The following is a 16,648-nucleotide window of genomic DNA, read 5'->3' on the forward strand; positions in this document are numbered from 1 at the left end:
TTGCGGTGACCGGGGCGGACGCCCGTGCGGCGCGCCCCGGCTCCCCCCTCTCTGCGGACGATCGGACCAGGTCTTCCCGGGACGCCTCAGGTCCCCGGGATGAGGCCGTCGTCGGTGAGGAGGTCACGGACCTCCTCGAGGGTGGCGTCGGGGGACGGCAGGATGAGGTCGGACGGCTCCAGGGAGTCGTCCGGCACCGGCTCGCCCAGCTCGTGCACCTTGGCCAGCAGTGCCTTGAGCGTCGCGCGGAAGCCGGGACCGTCGCCGTTCTCCATCTCGGCGAGCAGTTCCTCGTCCAGCTTGTTCAGCTCGGCGAGCCGGCTCTCGGCCAGCGTCACCTGCCCCTCCCCCATGATCCGTACGATCATGTCGCCCTCCTCGGCGTGGGCTACTGCTTGTCGAAGCGCGGGGTGTCCTGTGGCTGCTGCTGGGCCTGGGGCTCGGCCTGTCCCTGGCTGCCCTCGATGGCCTGCCGGTCACCGGAGCTTCCGCCGGCCAGCTCGGCCTTCATGCGCTGCAGTTCCAGCTCCACGTCCGTGCCGCCGGAGAGGCGGTCCAGCTCGGCCTGGATGTCGTCCTTGTGCATGCCGGACTGGTCGTCGAGGGCGCCGGAGGCGAGCAGCTCGTCGATCGCGCCGGCCCGCGCCTGGAGCTGGGCGGTCTTGTCCTCGGCGCGCTGGATCGCCAGGCCGACGTCACCCATCTCCTCGGAGATGCCGGAGAAGGCCTCGCCGATCCGGGTCTGCGCCTGCGCGGCGGTGTAGGTGGCCTTGATGGTCTCCTTCTTGGTGCGGAAGGCGTCCACCTTGGCCTGGAGCCGCTGCGCCGCGAGGGTCAGCTTCTCCTCCTCGCCCTGGAGCGTGGCGTGCTGCGTCTCCAGGTCCGTCACCTGCTGCTGGAGGGCGGCGCGGCGGGAGAGCGCCTCGCGCGCCAGGTCCTCGCGGCCGAGCGCGAGCGCCTTGCGGCCCTGGTCCTCCAGCTTGCCCGACTGGGACTGGAGCTGGTTGAGCTGGAGCTCCAGCCGCTTGCGAGAGGTCGCCACATCGGCGACGCCCCGGCGGACCTTCTGGAGCAGCTCCAGCTGCTTCTGGTACGAGTAATCGAGGGTTTCGCGCGGGTCCTCGGCCCGGTCAAGGGCCTTGTTCGCCTTCGCGCGGAAGATCATCCCCATACGCTTCATGACACCGCTCATGGGCTTCGCGCGCCCCCTTCTGACGGACTCCAGCTCCAGCACCTGCGACAGAACCCACAGTACGGGCCCTGCATCCATTACCGCACTGTTCGGGGACGGATGCGCTCATCCCCAAGGACGACTGAGTACCCTCCCGGTCCGGCGTGAGGAGTAGGTGGTTCCCCGGGACGGCCTGCCGGTCTTCCCCAAGATCCCCGCTACGTCCCCTTCTGTCCTAGGGAAAGACGTCCGGTGTTGCCGGATCGTTCCCCGCGGGGCTGGGGTCCAACCCCGGCCACCCCGTACCCTTGGGTTTTGTGTTCCGTAGCCGTGCCAAGGAAGAGAAGGCCGCCGCCGACAAGGCGACGATGACCGACTCCAGTCAGCCCCGTCACCCCGAGGCCCCCAAGGGCCGCCCCACGCCCAAGCGCAGCGCGGCCCAGTCGCAGCGCCGCAGCGTGGCCAACACGAGCATGACGCGCAAGGACGCCTCCAAGCGTCAGCGCGAGGAGCGCCGTGCCGCGATGGAGCGTCAGCGCCAGGCGCTGGCCAGCGGCGACGAGCGTTACCTGCCCGCGCGCGACAAGGGCCCGGTGCGCCGGTTCGCCCGCGACTACGTGGACTCGCGGTTCAACATCGCGGAGTACTTCCTGCCGATGGCCGTGGTCATCCTCGTACTGAGCCTGGTCCAGGTGCCGCAGCTGCAGAACATCGCGCTGCTGCTGTGGCTCGTGGTCATCGTGATGATCGTGCTCGACTCGATCGTGACCGGCTTCCGGCTGAAGAAGACGCTCGCCGAGCGCTTCCCGGACGAGAACCGGCGCGGCGCGGTCGCCTACGCCCTGATGCGCACGCTCCAGATGCGCCGGCTGCGGCTGCCCAAGCCCCAGGTCAAGCGCGGGGAGCGGCCCTGAGCACGACGCCGTTCACGGACGGCACGGCGCGGGGCCTGCCGAGCGGGCTCGGCGGACTGCGTGACGTCGTCCGCGAGGAACTGGTGGCCCGCCAGCTGGAGGAGCAGATAGTGGGGCGCTTCCCGGTCGGGCGGCGGCTGCGTGTGCTCGACGTCGGCATGGGCCGGGGGGCGCAGGCGCTCCGGCTGGCCCGGGCCGGCCACCAGGTCACGGGTGTCGAACAGGACGCCGCGTCGATCACGGCCGCCCGGGAGACCTTCGCCGGGGAGCCCGAGGGCATCCGGGAGCGGATGCGCATCATCGAGGGCCACGCCGGGGACACCGGTGTGCACTTCCTGCCGGGCAGCTTCGACGTCGTGCTCTGTCATGGCGTGCTCATGACCGACGTCGAGGAGCCGGACGCGCTGCTCGCCGGGGTGGCTCGGATGCTGGCGCCCGGCGGGATGCTGTCCCTGCTGGTGCGTAACGGCGACGCCGCGGCGATGCGGGCGGGGCTGTCCGGCGACTGGGACGGCGCGCTGGCGGCGTTCTGCACGCCCACGGCGTCCTACGGGCTGAAGCGGCTGACCGCGACCCTCGCCGGGATCGGCGCGCCGCTGCACACCTGGTACGGCGTGCGGGTCTTCACCGACACGGTGGCGGACGACGTGGTGCTCCCCGACGGCCTCGACGCGGTGCTCGCGGTCGAGGACCGGGCCGGGCGGACGGACCCCTACCGGGGGGTCGCCTCGCTGCTGCACCTGTGCGGGGTCCGGGGCTGAGGACTCAGCCCCGGCAGGCGGACGCGTCCCCGCCCGGCGAGGCGGGGTGACCCGCGGCCCGCCCCGGGGCTCACGCCCCGTCGTCGGCGGATTCGGTCTCCGTCTCCGTCTCCGTCTCCGCGTGGAGGCTCATCGGACCGTAGATCTCCGTGCCGTCCTCCGAGAGGCGCACCTGGTCGGCGCCGCCCTCCAGGAGTGCCTTCCAGTTCTCCCCGATCCAGGACTCGGCGTCCCCCTGCGTGGGGAACTCCTCCGGCGGCACCGCGGGCTCGACCTGCGTCCCGTCGGCCTTCTCGAACCGCCACGTCCATGCCGCCATGTACGCCTCCCATGGTGTGAGCTCACTGCACGACAGAAGCCGGATCTTGGTCCGGCTCCTGACCAAGAGCGTAGTCGGACGGGCATCGGCTGTGGGGAAAGGTGAGAATCGGGGCGTGGAACTGACTCTGCTCGGCACCGGTGCCCCCGCGGGACTGCCCCGCCCCGACTGTCCCTGCGCCGCGTGCGCGTGCGCGCTCGGCCCGGACGCGCGGGCGGCCACCTCGCTGCTGGTGGACGGCGCGCTGCTGCTCGACCTGACGCCGGGCGCGGCCTTCGCCGCCGCCCGTGCGGGACGTTCGCTGGGCGGGGTGCGCCAGGTGCTGCTGTCGCACCCGCACGACGGCCCCGCGGTGGAGGTGCCGGCCGGGCTGCCGCAGCCGGGACGGGTGCCGGACGGGCGGGAGTTGGCGCTGCTGACGGGGCATCGGGTGCGGGCGGTGGCGCTGGACGCGCCCGGCACCGGGTACGCGGTGACCGGTCCGGACGGGCAGCGGCTGCTGTACCTGCCGCCCGGCGGGGCACCGGCCGGGCTGGAGGCACCGGCCGAGCCGTACGCGATGGTGGTGCTGGACGTCCTGGGGCGCCCCGACGCGCTGGCGCGACTGCGGGAGGTGGGCGCGGTGGTCCCCACCACGGACGTGATCGCCGTCCATCTGGACCACGACGTGCCGCCGGGCGCCGAGGTACGGCGCCGGCTGGCGGCGGCCGGGGCGCGTGCCGTGCCGGACGGCACCACGCTCGAGGTCGGCGTCTACGAGGACGTGCCGGACGTGCCGCGGCGCACCCTGGTGCTGGGCGGGGCCCGTTCGGGCAAATCGGTGGAGGCGGAGCGGCGCCTGGAGGCGTTTCCCGAGGTGCTGTACGTGGCGACCGGCGGCTCGCGCAACGGGGACACCGAGTGGGCGTCCCGGGTGTCCGCGCACCAGGAGCGGCGGCCGGGTTCCTGGCGCACGGTGGAGACCTGCGACCTGGTCCCGCTGCTCAAGGACGACGGCCCGCCCCTCCTGGTCGACTGCCTCTCGCTGTGGCTGACGGACGCGATGGACGCGGTGGGCGCGTGGGACGACGCGGAGTGGGCGGACGGCGGCGAGCGGGCCCTGCGGGAGCGGGTGCGGGCACTGACGGACGCGGTGCGCGGGACCCGGCGCACGGTGGTCGCGGTCTCCAACGAGGTCGGCTCGGGCATCGTCCCGGCCACCGCGTCCGGGCGCCGCTACCGCGACGAACTGGGCCGCCTGAACGCGGCGTTCGCCCAGGAGTGCGAGCAGGTGCTCCTGGTGGTGGCGGGCCAGGCACTGCCCCTGCGGGGCTGAGGAGCCGCCCACGACACCGTGAGGCGGTGCCACGACGCCCCGCTCGGCACCACCGGGCAACGGCCCGCCCGCCACCGAACCTCACGCACGGTCCACAGGGCAACGACCGCCGGGGGCAGGGCCCCGCTCGTGCGGATGCCCGGGGCCACGGCGCCCGCTCGCGCGGATGCCCGGGGAGCGGGCCGCCGGCCACGGCACGGGGGCGCAGGTGGGACGACAGTGGGTTCGTGCGGGCTCGGGCCGGTTTTCTCGGGTGCCGTCGCGTTACGGGAGCGTGGGCGCGGGGGGAGCCGTCACGGTTTGCGGGCGATCACTCGGTAGGTGTTGGCGAACGGGGTGTGGCGGGCCAGCGGGGCGAGGGCCAGGTCGGCCGCCGCGGCGGCGACGACCAGCGGGGTCCCCGCGCTCAGCAGCACCGTCCGCAGGCGCTGTTGCGCCGGTGAGGACGGGACCGCCCGCCAGGGGGTGTCCGGGGCGGGCAGCGCGTGGGAGAGAGCGAGGGCGGTCAGGCCGGCCAGGTCGTGCGGCACGTGCGCGGCGCGCTGCCCGGCGGTGACGATCTCGCAGCCGCGTGCCAGGAGTTCCTCGCGGAGGTTGCGGCGGGGCAGCAGGTGCAGTCGGCGGGGCTGGTCGTAGGGCAGCCACCAGCGGCCGAACAGCGTGGCGTACACGCAGCGGGGGTCGAGCGTCTCGATCAGCAGGTGGCCGCCGGGGCGCAGCGCGTCCAGGGCGGCGTGCAGTTCGGCGCGCGGGTCGGTGGTGCGCTCCAGGTGGTGCAGCAGGCTGACCACGTCGTAGCGGCCGGCCACCCGGGCCAGCACCCCGGGGTCGGTCAGCGGCCCGACGTGTGCCTCCTCGACCCGCCCGAGATCACGGGCCCGCTCCACACGCACCGTGAGGTCGGTGCCGTCGAACGCGGTGTACGGGAAGAACTCCCGCGCGGTCTGCGGGAATCGGGCGAGCCCGGTGCCGACGTCCAGCCAGCTCTCCGGCTCGCCGAAGGGCAGCATCGCGCGGGCGGCGGCGCGGCGCCGGTGCCGTACGGCGTGCAGGGCGAGGACCCGCTCGGTGGCGGGGTCGCGGGGGGCACCGCGCACGGCCCGCCGGTAGAAGGCCAGGCCCTCGGGGGTGAGCCGGGGGTTCTGGAAGGTGTGGCCGCAGTCGCGGCACTCGTCGACGGTGAACAGTCCGGGCCGGTGCCGGCGCAGGTCCCCCGTCCTCAGCCGGGTCCGCAGCCGCGCGGAGCCGCACCAGGGGCAGTCCGCGCGGCGCGGTTCGTGCACCCGGGCGGAGCCGTGCGGGGCGGGGAACGCGGTGTCGGAGGCGGTGGCGGACATGGGCGGCTCCCGGCGTGAGGGCGTACGGCACGCGGGTGGCGCGACGTGCGGGGACGGTCGGGGACGGACGGAGGGATCTCCGGCATTCTCGAGCAAAACGTTACGTACGGGAGGGCCTCGCGGGGTGGATCACCGCCGGGGTGGCGTGGTGGGGGTGAGGCCGCGAACGCGGGGACGACCGGCGCACCGGGGTGTTCGACCGGGGCCGGTACTGTTCGGCGAATGAGCTCGCTTAATCTCGACGACTTCACCGATCTGATCGAGCGTCCGGACAGCGGGGTGCGCCGTGACGCGGAGGAGCACCGGGCCCGCCTGGACGTCCCGCCCGGGTCGCTGGGCCGCCTGGACGACCTCGGTGAGTGGCTGGCGGCGGCGCAGTCCGCGGTGCCGGTGCGGCCGGTCGAACAGCCGCGGGTGGTGCTGTTCGCGGGCGATCACGGCGTCGCGGAACTGGACGTCTCCTCCCGTGCCGCGGGCACCGCCGTGGAACTGGTGCGGGACGTGCTGGAGGGCGGCCGGCCGGTCTCCGTGCTGGCGCGGCGGCTGGGCGTGCCGGTGCGGGTGATCGACATGTCCGTGGACTGCGACCCGGCGTCGCTGCCCGAGGACGTCGTACGCCACCGGGTGCGGCGGGGCAGCGGGCGGATCGACGTCGAGGACGCGCTGACCGCGGAGGAGGCGGAGGCGGCGTTCCGCGCGGGGATGGCCGTGGCGGACGAGGAGGCCGACTCCGGTACGGATCTGGTGGTGCTGGGCGACGTCAGTGTTGGCGGCACGACGGCGGCGGGCGTGCTGGTGGCCGCGTTGTGCGGGACGGACGCGTCGGTGGTGACCGGGCGGGGCGGTCTGGCGATCGACGACCTGGCGTGGATGCGCAAGTGCGCGGCGATCCGGGACGCGTTGCGGCGGGCCCGGCCGGTGCTGGGTGACCAGTTGCGGCTGCTGGCGACGGTGGGCGGGGCGGACCTCACCGCGATGACGGGGTTCCTGCTGCAGAGCGCCGTGCGGAAGCTGCCGGTGCTGCTGGACGGGGTGGTGACGGCGGCGTGTGCGCTGGTGGCGCAGCGGGTGGCGTTCCGCGCGCCGGACTGGTGGCTGGCGTCGCACATGAGCGGGGAGCCGGGGCAGGCGAAGGCGCTGGACCGGATGGCACTGGAGCCGTTGCTGCCGCAGGGGGTCAGGGTGGGGGAAGGGGCGGGGGCGTTGCTGGCGCTGCCGTTGGTGCAGGCCGCGGGGGCGCTGGCCGCTGAGTTGCCGGTACGGGAGGGTGTCGCCAAGGGCGAGTGAGGCTGGCGCCCCTCCGGGACGCGGGGGGTTGGTTTCCGTCCGGGACGCGGGGCCCCTTGGAGACGCGGGGCCCCTTGGGGACGCGGGGGCGAGGAGTGCCCCTTAGGGGCGCGGGGAACTGCGCGAAGGGGGTCCGGGGGCGAAGCCCCCGAAGGGGCAGCGGGGGTTGCCCTCCCGTTTGCGCAGTTCCCCGCGCCCCTTGGGGGGTGATGTTCCCTCCCCGTGCTCCTGGGGCAGGTGGGTCCGCTCCCGTATCGCGCAGTTCCCCGCGCCCCTTGGGGGGTGATGTTCCCTCCCCGTGCTTGCGGGGGCATCGTGGGGGCGGCAACCACCGCCGGGGGTCTCACCTCGCGCGTTCCAAGGGCTTGGGCGGGTCCGGTTTGCCGCCCAGCCAGTCCTGCAGTGCCCGAGCCGGGCGGGCCCAGCGGCGGTCGTGGTGGTAGGCCCGCAGGAGGGACCTTGCGCGGGCCCGGTGCCGCCGGCGGTAGAAGCGTTTCGCCCACGGCGAGCCGGGGCGGGCCAGCCGCAGCGAGCCGACGAGCGCCACGAGCGGGATGATCACGCCGAACACCGCGAGCCGCACCTTCCCCTTGCTCAGGGCGATCAGCGCGAAGCCGAAGTTGACGGCGATGCCGGTGAGGGCGCCCGCGCGGTTCTGCAGCTCGTCCTGGGAGAGGTCGTTGACACCGAACGGCGCGAACCCGAGCAGCAGCAGCCCCACCAGCGCCGCCGTGAGCACCACCATCTCCACGCTCTTGCGCCCGGCCTCGGACCAGTACACGTCGTCCAGGTGGAGGATCAGCGCGAACTCGTCCAGGACCAGTCCCGTACCGACGCCGAAGAGCACCGCGCTGAAGTACGAGCCGAAACCGTGTCCGCCGCCCGCCACCGAGCCGAAGCCGCCGATCACGGTGAGGATGACGCCGGGCACCACGTGGTGGATGTGCACCGAGCCCGCGGTGACGTTGCCGAAGGGGCCTTTGCCGGCCCGGATCAGGCGGGTGATGATCCGGGTGATCACGAAGGTGAGGACGAAGGCCACCAGCGCGAGAAGCAGCGGGAGCTTGCCCGGCTCGATGATGTTCCGCTCCAGCCACTGTCCCATATGCGCACTTTATCCAGGGGTGCGGGCAGCGCCCTGCTGACCGCCGGGTAATCTGCGCCGGTGCCCGCGCCCTCATCCGCCTCCCCCGCCGACGGACTCCGTTTCGCCTTCGGCACCCTCACCGTCCTCCCGGCCGGGCCCACCCGCTGGGACCGTGCGGCCGCGCGGGCCGGCATGCTCTGCGCACCCGTCGTCGGACTGGTGGTGGGCGTGATGGCCGCGGGGACGGGGCTGGTGCTGCTGCTCCTCGGCGCGGGCCCGCCGCTCGCCGCCGTGGCCTCCGTCGCCGTGCCCGCCGCGCTGACCCGGGGCCTGCATCTGGACGGGCTGGCCGACACCGCGGACGGGCTGGGCAGCGGCAAGCCCGCCGAGGACGCCCTGCGGATCATGAAGCAGTCGGACGTCGGGCCGTTCGGGGTGCTCACGCTGGTCCTCGTGCTGCTGGCCCAGGTGGCCGCACTGGCGCAGGCGTACGGCGACTCCTGGGCGCGGGGCGCGCTCGCCGCCGTGGTGTCGGCGGTCGCGGCGCGGCTCGCCCTCACCCTGGCCGCGCGCCCCGGCGTGCCGCCCGCCCGGCCGGAGGGTCTGGGCGCGGCGGTCGCGGGGGTGGTGCCGGTGCGGGGCGCGGCGGTCGCCGTGCTCCTGGTCACCGGGGTGCTCATGGGCGCGGGCGCGGCCCTGGGGGCGCCCGACGCGCTGCGCGCCGGACTCGCGGTGCTCGTGGCGGCCGGCGCCGCGGAAGTGCTGCTGCGCCATTGCGTACGGCGGTTCGGCGGGGTGACCGGTGACGTGTTCGGCGGGCTCGCGGAGACGGCGGCGACGACCGCGCTGGTCGTCATGTCACTGGGCTGAAACGATCTTCCTTCTCCCCTGGGGAGTGCGTACGGGGCGCCGCTAGCCTGTGGGTCGAACCGGCGAGCGAACGGGGGACGTTGATGTCGGCAGTGCGTCGTGCCATGGCCTGGGTGATCGACTTCGCGCTGGTGGTGAGTGTCGCCTCGCTGCTGGCGGTGCTCACCTTCAACCGGGTATCCGCCCTGGTGACGGACGTACCCGAACTGGCCGCGCGCGGCGGCTTCGACCTGCTCACCTCGCGCGGTGACGTGCTCGGCGCCTCCGGCACCCTCGGCACGTCCCTGTGGGACAAGTCGGTCGGCTACGTCCAGCAGGCGTTCGTGCTGCTGGCCGTCGCCGCGTTCCTCTACCAGTGGGCGTGCCTCGCCCTCGCCGGGCGCACCCTCGGCAAGGCCCTGACCGGACTGAACGTCACCCCGCGCACGTCCCGGCGGGCGGCGCTGCGCGCGGCGGTGACCACGGCCACCGACGTCGCCGTCTACGCGGTGGCCTGCGTGCTGCTGGTGGAGGGCGAGATCCTGCTGTCGGTGCTGGTGTGGCTGGTCGCGGTGGTGCTGTTCCTGCTGAACGCGCTGCCGGTGCTGGGCTCCCGGCGGCGCTCGTTCGCCGACCGGGTGGCCGGCACCTCGGTGACCGCGGTGCGGCTCAGCATGCCTGTCGCCATGAGCCGAGTTCGTACTTCTTGAGCAGCGAACTCAGTTTCAGGCGGCGGGAGTCGGCGCAGAAGCGGGCGGTGGGCAGCTCGTACTCGGCGTGGAGGACGGCCTTGCCCGCCTCGACGAACGGGGTGAGCTCCTCGCACTCGCCGTACTGGGCGCACTGTTCGTTGACCGCGAAGTCGAAGTCGTCGACCAGTTCCGGAATCTGGTCCAGGTCGTTCTTCAGGCCGACGGCCATGCCGCGCTCGTGCGCGAGCCGGGCGATCAGCCGGTTGTAGCGGAGCTGGTCGGCGGCGGTGAGAGGGAAGCCGGTGCGGTTGCGGTAGCCGTCCATGTTGTCCGGTTCGACGGCGTCGAAGCCCTTGTCACGGCACATGTCGAGGCGCTCGGCCATCAGCGGCTCCAGCACGTCGGTACGGCGGATGTCGAGCCAGCGCTCACCCTCCCAGCCGTTGCCCCGGCCGATCACGGACTCCGGGAAGTCGCCGGCGTCCGGGCGGAAGTCCTCCCAGGCCCCGGTGGACAGGTAGCAGATGACCTTGCGGCCGTCACGGTGCAGCGCGGCGACGGTCTCCTTCGAGTGGTGGAAGCCGTCGATGTCGTACACGGGGACGTCGACGGAGGTGTCGAGTCGACCGGTGAGCTGCCACTGCCAGGCGACACCCGGCCGCGGCTGCCAGCGCCCGTCCGACGGTCCGGGGGACGGCCGCGCGTCCGTCCCCGGACCCCCGCCGCACCCCGCCAGCGCCAGGACCAGGGCCAGCAGGCCGACCACCACCCGCACTCTTCTCACCGGACGCTCCCCACCCACTCGTGCCGCCGCACCCCGGCGGCCCGACGGCACTCCCATGATCACCCGCCCCGCGCCCCGCAGGCACACGAACCGGCCACCGCCCGCAGCCCCTGCCGCCCGGTCCGGCACGGCCGGAGACACCCGCCACGCCGGTCCCGCCCGACGGCACCCCCGGACCACAGCACCGGCTCCGCCGCCCGAGGCGGACGGACACCCGCAACGGAAGCCCGGGACATGCCGCCCCCGAGCGGCCCCCTGCCGGACGCGGCGCGGCGGCGTGCGCCCTGGCGGGGCACGGGGCGGGCGTGCCCCGCCGCCAACGCCGCGCCGCCCGGCCGGAGGTACCCGCCGTACGGCCCCCGCCGGTGACACGCTCCGGCGCCGGGTGCCAACTCCGCCCTCCCGCGGCGCGTAGGCACACGCGGGAAGGCCCCGAACGGGGCGCGCCCCCTGGCCCTGGCCGGATGCGGCACGCCACGGAGCCCGGCGGGCGCCAGTGGGGGTGCCCTGTCCGGAACGAACACAGGACACACGCCCCCCGCCGCCCCGGCCGGACCTACCCGCCTGCCGGTCCCGGCCGATGGCAGACTCCGGGCCGGGGGACCGACCCCGTCCTCGCGAGGGCGGGGAGGCACCTGCCGTTGGGGGCGCCGTCCCTGCCGGGCGCGGACCGCGGCGTCGCAGAAGGTGACCGCCGGGGCGCGGGGCGGGCGGGCGCTCGACGCGGTATGGACCGCGCCGGGGCGGGGCACCCGGCGCGGGGCCGGGTGCACCGGCCATGAGGGCGGGCGCGTACGCGCGTAGGCTCGGGGCGAGTGTTCGCCGTACCGGGGAGGCCCCGACGGGATCGCACCCGGACGTCACGATTAGGGTCGGCTGCCGGGCCCGGTCGACCCACACCTTTCGGCCACTGCAACTTCACATCGGAAGCGAGAACTCACCACCGTGACTGCTCTGACTCTCAGCACCGCCGCGGTCGCCGGCCTGCGCGCCGACGCGATCGTGATCGGTGTCGCCAAGGGCTCCGCGTCCAAGCCCGGGGGACCCGTCGTCGCCCCGGGCGCCGAGGCCGTGGACCAGGCGTACGACGGCAATCTGGCCGGTGTCCTGGAGACCCTCGGCGCGTCCGGTGCCGAGGGCGAGGTGACCAAGCTCCCCGCGCCGGCCGGCTTCAAGGCGCCGCTCGTGGTGGCGGTCGGCCTCGGCGCCCAGCCCGGCAAGGACTCCGGTTACGCCGCCGAGGCGCTGCGCAAGGCGGCCGGTGCCGCCGCCCGCGCCCTCACCGGCACGAAGAAGGCCGCGTTCGCGCTGCCCCTGACGGACGCCGCCGACGCCGGCGCGGTCGTCGAGGGCGTGCTGCTCGGCGCGTACTCCTTCGACGCCTACAAGGACCAGGGCGACGCGAGGAACGGCAAGAACGGCAAGGCCCCGCTCGCCGAGGCGGCGCTGCTCGGCGGCAAGCCCCGCGACAAGGCGTACAAGGCGGCCGTCGAGCGCGCCGTCGCCGTGTCGGAGGAGCTCAACCGCGCCCGTGACCTGATCAACACCCCGCCGAACGACCTCAACCCCGAGGCGTTCGCGGCGATCGCCCAGGCGGCCGCCAAGGAGCACGGCGTCAAGGTGCAGGTGCTCGACGAGAAGGCCCTCGTCAAGGGCGGTTACGGCGGCATCCTCGGCGTCGGCGCCGGCTCGGCGTCCGGTCCGCGCCTGGTGAAGCTGTCGTACACCTCGTCCAAGGCGAAGAAGCACCTCGCCCTGGTCGGCAAGGGCATCACCTACGACTCGGGCGGCATCTCGCTGAAGCCGGCCGGTCACAACGAGACGATGAAGTGCGACATGAGCGGCGCCGCCGCGGTGTTCGCCGCGGTCGTCGCCGCCGCCCGCCTGGGCCTCGAGGTCAACGTCACCGGCTGGCTGGCGCTGGCCGAGAACATGCCCTCCGGTTCCGCGACCCGCCCGGGTGACGTGCTGCGCATGTTCAGCGGCAAGACGGTGGAGGTGCTCAACACCGACGCCGAGGGCCGGCTGGTCCTGGCGGACGCCCTGTGGGCCGCCTCGCAGGAGAAGCCGGACGCCATCGTGGACGTGGCGACCCTGACCGGCGCCATGATGCTGGCGCTGGGCAGCCGCACCTTCGGCATCATGGCCAACGACGACGACTTCCGCGCCGTCGTGCACGAGGCCGCCGAGGAGGCGGGCGAGCCGGCCTGGCCGATGCCGCTGCCGGACCACCTGCGCAAGGGCATGGAGTCGGCGACCGCCGACATCGCCAACATGGGTGAGCGGATGGGCGGCGGCCTGGTCGCCGGGCTGTTCCTGCGCGAGTTCGTCGGCGAGGGCATCACCTGGGCCCACCTCGACATCGCGGGCCCGGCCTTCAACGAGGGCGGCCCCTTCGGCTACACCCCCAAGGGCGGTACCGGCTCCGCCGTGCGCACGCTGGTGCGGCTGGCGGAGCGCGCGGCCGACGGCGAGCTGAGCTGACGCATCCTCGGGTGACGGGGCCTCGCACGCGGGTAGGGCGAGGCCCCGTCACCGGGACGTGGGACGTCTCACACCACGGCCCGGCGTCTCGTACGGCCCCGACAAGTGCGAGGATAGGGCTCGGCAGGACAGGGCCCCACTGAAGGGCCGAGAACAAAGAGCGGCCGGACACCAGCCGCCGACCGGTCACTGGAGACCGGCGTGGCGCACATGCATGGAGGACGTGACGTGGCGAACGACGCCAGCACCGTTTTCGACCTAGTGATCCTCGGCGGTGGCAGCGGTGGGTACGCCGCGGCCCTGCGCGGGGCGCAGCTGGGCCTGGACGTCGCCCTGATCGAGAAGGGCAAGGTCGGCGGTACCTGCCTGCACAACGGCTGCATCCCCACGAAGGCCCTGCTGCACGCGGGCGAGATCGCCGACCAGGCCCGCGAGAGCGAGCAGTTCGGTGTGAAGGCCACCTTCGAGGGCATCGACATGGCGGCCGTCCACAAGTACAAGGACGACGTCATCGCCGGCCTGTACAAGGGTCTTCAGGGGCTGATCGCCTCCCGCAAGATCACCTACATCGAGGGTGAGGGCCGGCTGTCCTCCCCCACCTCCGTCGACGTGAACGGCCAGCGCGTCCAGGGCCGCCACGTCCTGCTGGCGACCGGCTCCGTGCCGAAGTCGCTGCCGGGCCTGGAGATCGACGGCAACCGGATCATCTCCTCCGACCACGCCCTGGTCCTGGACCGCGTGCCGCAGTCCGCGATCGTCCTGGGCGGCGGCGTCATCGGGGTCGAGTTCGCGTCGGCGTGGAAGTCCTTCGGCACCGACGTCACCGTCATCGAGGGCATGAAGCACCTCGTCCCGGTCGAGGACGAGAACAGCTCGAAGCTGCTCGAGCGTGCCTTCCGCAAGCGCGGCATCAAGTTCAACCTGGGCACCTTCTTCGAGAAGGCCGAGTACACCCAGGACGGCGTCAGGGTCACCCTGGCGGACGGCAAGACGTTCGAGGCCGAGGTCCTGCTCGTCGCCGTCGGCCGCGGCCCGGTCTCGCAGGGCCTGGGCTACGAGGAGGCCGGGGTCGCCATGGACCGCGGCTACGTCCTGGTCGACGAGTACATGCGCACCAACGTCCCGACGATCTCCGCCGTCGGTGACCTCGTCCCGACGCTCCAGCTCGCCCACGTCGGCTTCGCCGAGGGCATCCTGGTGGCGGAGCGTCTGGCCGGTCTGAAGACCGTCCCGATCGACTACGACGGTGTCCCGCGGGTGACGTACTGCCACCCCGAGGTCGCCTCCGTCGGCATCACCGAGGCCAAGGCCAAGGAGATCTACGGTGCGGACAAGGTCGTCGCCCTGAAGTACAACCTCGCCGGCAACGGCAAGAGCAAGATCCTGAAGACCGCGGGCGAGATCAAGCTCGTCCAGGTCAAGGACGGTGCGGTGGTCGGCGTCCACATGGTCGGCGACCGTATGGGCGAGCAGGTCGGCGAGGCCCAGCTGATCTACAACTGGGAGGCGCTGCCGGCCGAGGTGGCCCAGCTCGTGCACGCCCACCCGACGCAGAACGAGGCGCTCGGCGAGGCCCACCTGGCCCTGGCCGGCAAGCCCCTCCACTCCCACGACTGACGCCCTCAGTCACCGGGCGCGACGACACAGACTTCCGCACTTCTAAGGAGCAACCGAAACCATGGCGGTTTCCGTAACCCTTCCGGCGCTCGGCGAGAGCGTCACCGAGGGCACTGTCACCCGCTGGCTGAAGGCCGAGGGCGAGCGCGTCGAGGCCGACGAGCCGCTGCTCGAGGTGTCGACCGACAAGGTCGACACCGAGATCCCGGCCCCTGCCTCCGGCGTGCTGTCCTCCATCAAGGTCGCCGAGGACGAGACGGTCGAGGTCGGCGCCGAGCTGGCCCTGATCGACGACGGCAGCGGTGCCCCCGCCGCCGCCCCGGCGCCCGCGGCCGAGCAGGCGGCCCCGCCGGCCCCCGAGCCGCAGCCGCAGGCCCAGCCGTCCACCGAGCAGGCCGCCCCGGCCCCCGCCCCCACCGCCGAGGCCTCGGCCGGCGGCGGTTCGGCACAGGGCACGGACGTGGTCCTGCCCGCGCTCGGCGAGTCCGTCACCGAGGGCACCGTCACCCGCTGGCTGAAGTCGGTCGGTGACAGCGTCGAGGCCGACGAGCCGCTGCTCGAGGTGTCCACCGACAAGGTCGACACCGAGATCCCCGCCCCCGCGTCCGGCACCCTGCTGGAGATCGTGGTCGGCGAGGACGAGACCGCCGAGGTCGGCGCGAAGCTCGCCGTCATCGGCGAGGCCGGCGCCGCTCCGGCCGCCGCCCCCGCCCAGGAGGCCCCGGCCGCCCCGGCGCAGCCCGAGCCCACCCCGGCTCCGGCGCCCGCCCCCGCTCCGGCCGCCCCGGCCCCGGCTCCGGCTCCGCAGCAGGCCGCTCCGGCGCCCGCTCCGGCCCCGGCCGCTCCTGCTCCGGCGCCCGCGCCGGCCCCGCAGGCGCCCGCCGCTGCGGCCCCGGCCGCCGCCCAGGCCTCGGACGACGGCGCCTACGTGACCCCGCTGGTGCGCAAGCTCGCCGCCGAGAACGGCGTCGACCTGTCCACCGTCAAGGGCACCGGCGTCGGCGGCCGTATCCGCAAGCAGGACGTGCTCGCCGCCGCCGAGGCCGCGAAGGCCGCGGCTCCGGCCCCTGCCGCCGCTGCCGCCGCGCCCGCCGCGAAGAAGGCCCCCACGCTGGAGGCCTCCCCGCTGCGCGGCCAGACCGTGAAGATGCCGCGGATCCGCAAGGTCATCGGCGACAACATGGTCAAGGCGCTGCACGAGCAGGCCCAGCTGTCGTCGGTCGTCGAGGTCGACGTCACCCGTCTGATGAAGCTGCGCGCCCGGGCCAAGGACGCGTTCGCGGCGCGCGAGGGCGTCAAGCTCTCCCCGATGCCGTTCTTCGTCAAGGCCGCGGCCCAGGCGCTGAAGGCCCACGCGCCGATCAACGCCAAGATCAACGAGGCCGAGGGGACCATCACCTACTTCGACACCGAGAACATCGGTATCGCGGTGGACTCCGAGAAGGGCCTGATGACCCCGGTCATCAAGAACGCCGGCGACCTCAACATCGCCGGTATCGCCAAGGCCACGGCGGAGCTGGCGGGCAAGGTCCGCGGCAACAAGATCACCCCGGACGAGCTGTCCGGCGCGACCTTCACCATCTCCAACACCGGTTCGCGCGGCGCGCTCTTCGACACGATCATCGTGCCGCCGGGCCAGGTCGCGATCCTCGGCATCGGTGCGACGGTCAAGCGTCCGGCCGTCATCGAGACCGAGGAGGGCACGGTCATCGGCGTCCGCGACATGACCTACCTGACCCTCTCCTACGACCACCGCCTGGTGGACGGTGCCGACGCGGCCCGTTACCTGACGGCGGTCAAGGCGATCCTGGAGGCCGGCGAGTTCGAGGTCGAGCTCGGCCTGTGAACCGACCGGTGAGCCCGGGTCGCTGACCCGCTCCCACGGTGCCCCCGTCCGGAACCCTTCGTGGTGTTCCGGGCGGGGGCTTCGTCATACGGGGCGTGTAAGTCTCGTCTCACCTGGGCGAAAGCGCCCCCACGCGCCCCACCCGGGCGGGCTCCCGGCCGTATTGTCTACTCGTCAAAGCCCCC

General features: G+C 73.7%; 15 protein-coding genes. 9 read left to right on the top strand and 6 right to left on the bottom strand.

All coding sequences use genetic code 11. The features are described 5' to 3' along the window. Nucleotides 1-86: 86 nt before the first annotated feature. Nucleotides 87-368, bottom strand: coding sequence for a PspA-associated protein PspAA (pspAA, locus tag B100_RS0101120; protein WP_024882634.1), 282 nt, complete (start codon nucleotides 366-368; stop codon nucleotides 87-89). A 20-nt stretch (nucleotides 369-388) separates the two neighbouring features. Beyond that, entirely contained in the window at nucleotides 389-1,180 is a 792-nt protein-coding gene (locus B100_RS0101125) for a PspA/IM30 family protein (protein ID WP_486585575.1), read from the bottom strand. Nucleotides 1,181-1,449: 269 nt separating this feature from the next. Between B100_RS0101125 and B100_RS0101130 the strand changes: the two genes are divergently transcribed. Both B100_RS0101130 and B100_RS0101135 read left to right on the top strand, forming a co-directional pair. Further along, nucleotides 1,450-2,085, top strand: coding sequence for a DUF3043 domain-containing protein (locus tag B100_RS0101130; RefSeq protein WP_078540659.1), 636 nt, complete (start codon nucleotides 1,450-1,452; stop codon nucleotides 2,083-2,085). Between the two features lie 83 nt (nucleotides 2,086-2,168). Then, complete coding sequence (locus tag B100_RS0101135; protein WP_024882637.1) at nucleotides 2,169-2,846, top strand: methyltransferase domain-containing protein; 678 nt, start codon at nucleotides 2,169-2,171, stop codon at nucleotides 2,844-2,846. Between the two features lie 70 nt (nucleotides 2,847-2,916). Here B100_RS0101135 and B100_RS0101140 read toward each other — a convergent pair whose 3' ends face one another. Continuing rightward, complete coding sequence (locus tag B100_RS0101140; protein WP_024882638.1) at nucleotides 2,917-3,165, bottom strand: hypothetical protein; 249 nt, start codon at nucleotides 3,163-3,165, stop codon at nucleotides 2,917-2,919. Nucleotides 3,166-3,280: 115 nt separating this feature from the next. On the opposite strand from B100_RS0101140, the gene B100_RS0101145 reads away from it, so the two are divergent. Next, nucleotides 3,281-4,480, top strand: a complete 1,200-nt coding sequence (locus B100_RS0101145) for a bifunctional adenosylcobinamide kinase/adenosylcobinamide-phosphate guanylyltransferase (protein WP_024882639.1) — start codon at nucleotides 3,281-3,283, stop codon at nucleotides 4,478-4,480. 293 nt (nucleotides 4,481-4,773) lie between these two features. Here B100_RS0101145 and B100_RS0101150 read toward each other — a convergent pair whose 3' ends face one another. Then, nucleotides 4,774-5,817, bottom strand: coding sequence for a class I SAM-dependent methyltransferase (locus B100_RS0101150; protein WP_024882640.1), 1,044 nt, complete (start codon nucleotides 5,815-5,817; stop codon nucleotides 4,774-4,776). Between the two features lie 222 nt (nucleotides 5,818-6,039). Between B100_RS0101150 and cobT the strand changes: the two genes are divergently transcribed. Further along, nucleotides 6,040-7,104 (top strand): nicotinate-nucleotide--dimethylbenzimidazole phosphoribosyltransferase, encoded by a 1,065-nt coding sequence (gene cobT / locus B100_RS0101155; RefSeq protein WP_024882641.1) that lies wholly within the window; start codon nucleotides 6,040-6,042, stop codon nucleotides 7,102-7,104. Nucleotides 7,105-7,447: 343 nt separating this feature from the next. Here the strand turns inward: cobT and B100_RS0101160 are convergent, their stop codons facing one another. Then, on the bottom strand, nucleotides 7,448-8,209 hold the full coding sequence (locus B100_RS0101160; protein ID WP_024882642.1) for a hypothetical protein: 762 nt from the start codon (nucleotides 8,207-8,209) through the stop codon (nucleotides 7,448-7,450). A gap of 60 nt (nucleotides 8,210-8,269) precedes the next feature. Here B100_RS0101160 and B100_RS0101165 point away from each other — a divergent pair, with 60 nt between their 5' ends. Together B100_RS0101165 and B100_RS0101170 are read left to right on the top strand one after the other, a co-directional pair. Then, nucleotides 8,270-9,061: an adenosylcobinamide-GDP ribazoletransferase gene (locus tag B100_RS0101165; protein ID WP_024882643.1), complete on the top strand. Its 792-nt coding sequence runs from the start codon at nucleotides 8,270-8,272 to the stop codon at nucleotides 9,059-9,061. An 83-nt stretch (nucleotides 9,062-9,144) separates the two neighbouring features. Beyond that, the gene (locus B100_RS0101170; RefSeq protein WP_078540660.1) at nucleotides 9,145-9,750 is read left to right on the top strand and encodes an RDD family protein; all 606 of its coding nucleotides are present in this window, start codon (nucleotides 9,145-9,147) and stop codon (nucleotides 9,748-9,750) included. Here B100_RS0101170 and B100_RS0101175 read toward each other — a convergent pair. Then, on the bottom strand, nucleotides 9,710-10,573 hold the full coding sequence (locus B100_RS0101175) for an endo alpha-1,4 polygalactosaminidase (protein WP_078540687.1): 864 nt from the start codon (nucleotides 10,571-10,573) through the stop codon (nucleotides 9,710-9,712). The two genes, B100_RS0101170 and B100_RS0101175, sit on opposite strands and share 41 nt — an antisense overlap. Nucleotides 10,574-11,461: 888 nt before the next feature. Here B100_RS0101175 and B100_RS0101180 point away from each other — a divergent pair. The 3 genes from B100_RS0101180 to sucB all read left to right on the top strand — a co-directional run bounded on the left by B100_RS0101180 (nucleotide 11,462) and on the right by sucB (nucleotide 16,463). Beyond that, nucleotides 11,462-13,000 carry a leucyl aminopeptidase gene (locus tag B100_RS0101180; protein ID WP_024882646.1) on the top strand — a complete coding sequence of 513 codons (1,539 nt, stop codon included), beginning with the start codon at nucleotides 11,462-11,464 and terminating at the stop codon, nucleotides 12,998-13,000. 228 nt (nucleotides 13,001-13,228) lie between these two features. Then, complete coding sequence (gene lpdA, locus B100_RS0101185; protein ID WP_024882647.1) at nucleotides 13,229-14,617, top strand: dihydrolipoyl dehydrogenase; 1,389 nt, start codon at nucleotides 13,229-13,231, stop codon at nucleotides 14,615-14,617. Between the two features lie 61 nt (nucleotides 14,618-14,678). Continuing rightward, nucleotides 14,679-16,463 carry a 2-oxoglutarate dehydrogenase, E2 component, dihydrolipoamide succinyltransferase gene (gene sucB / locus B100_RS0101190; protein WP_024882648.1) on the top strand — a complete coding sequence of 595 codons (1,785 nt, stop codon included), beginning with the start codon at nucleotides 14,679-14,681 and terminating at the stop codon, nucleotides 16,461-16,463. Nucleotides 16,464-16,648 lie beyond the last annotated feature (185 nt).

The organism is Streptomyces sp. CNH189 (assembly GCF_000527195.1).

What these genes read in the sequence shown, in the direction of transcription:
- pspAA (WP_024882634.1), bottom strand. Translation starts at nt 368, where the DNA reads ATGATCGTACGGATCATGGGGGAGGGGCAGGTGACGCTGGCCGAGAGC.
- B100_RS0101125 (WP_486585575.1), bottom strand. Translation starts at nt 1,180, where the DNA reads ATGAAGCGTATGGGGATGATCTTCCGCGCGAAGGCGAACAAGGCCCTT.
- B100_RS0101140 (WP_024882638.1), bottom strand. Translation starts at nt 3,165, where the DNA reads ATGGCGGCATGGACGTGGCGGTTCGAGAAGGCCGACGGGACGCAGGTC.
- B100_RS0101150 (WP_024882640.1), bottom strand. Translation starts at nt 5,817, where the DNA reads ATGTCCGCCACCGCCTCCGACACCGCGTTCCCCGCCCCGCACGGCTCC.
- cobT (WP_024882641.1), top strand. Translation starts at nt 6,040, where the DNA reads ATGAGCTCGCTTAATCTCGACGACTTCACCGATCTGATCGAGCGTCCG.
- B100_RS0101160 (WP_024882642.1), bottom strand. Translation starts at nt 8,209, where the DNA reads ATGGGACAGTGGCTGGAGCGGAACATCATCGAGCCGGGCAAGCTCCCG.
- B100_RS0101170 (WP_078540660.1), top strand. Translation starts at nt 9,145, where the DNA reads ATGTCGGCAGTGCGTCGTGCCATGGCCTGGGTGATCGACTTCGCGCTG.
- B100_RS0101175 (WP_078540687.1), bottom strand. Translation starts at nt 10,573, where the DNA reads ATGGGAGTGCCGTCGGGCCGCCGGGGTGCGGCGGCACGAGTGGGTGGG.
- sucB (WP_024882648.1), top strand. Translation starts at nt 14,679, where the DNA reads ATGGCGGTTTCCGTAACCCTTCCGGCGCTCGGCGAGAGCGTCACCGAG.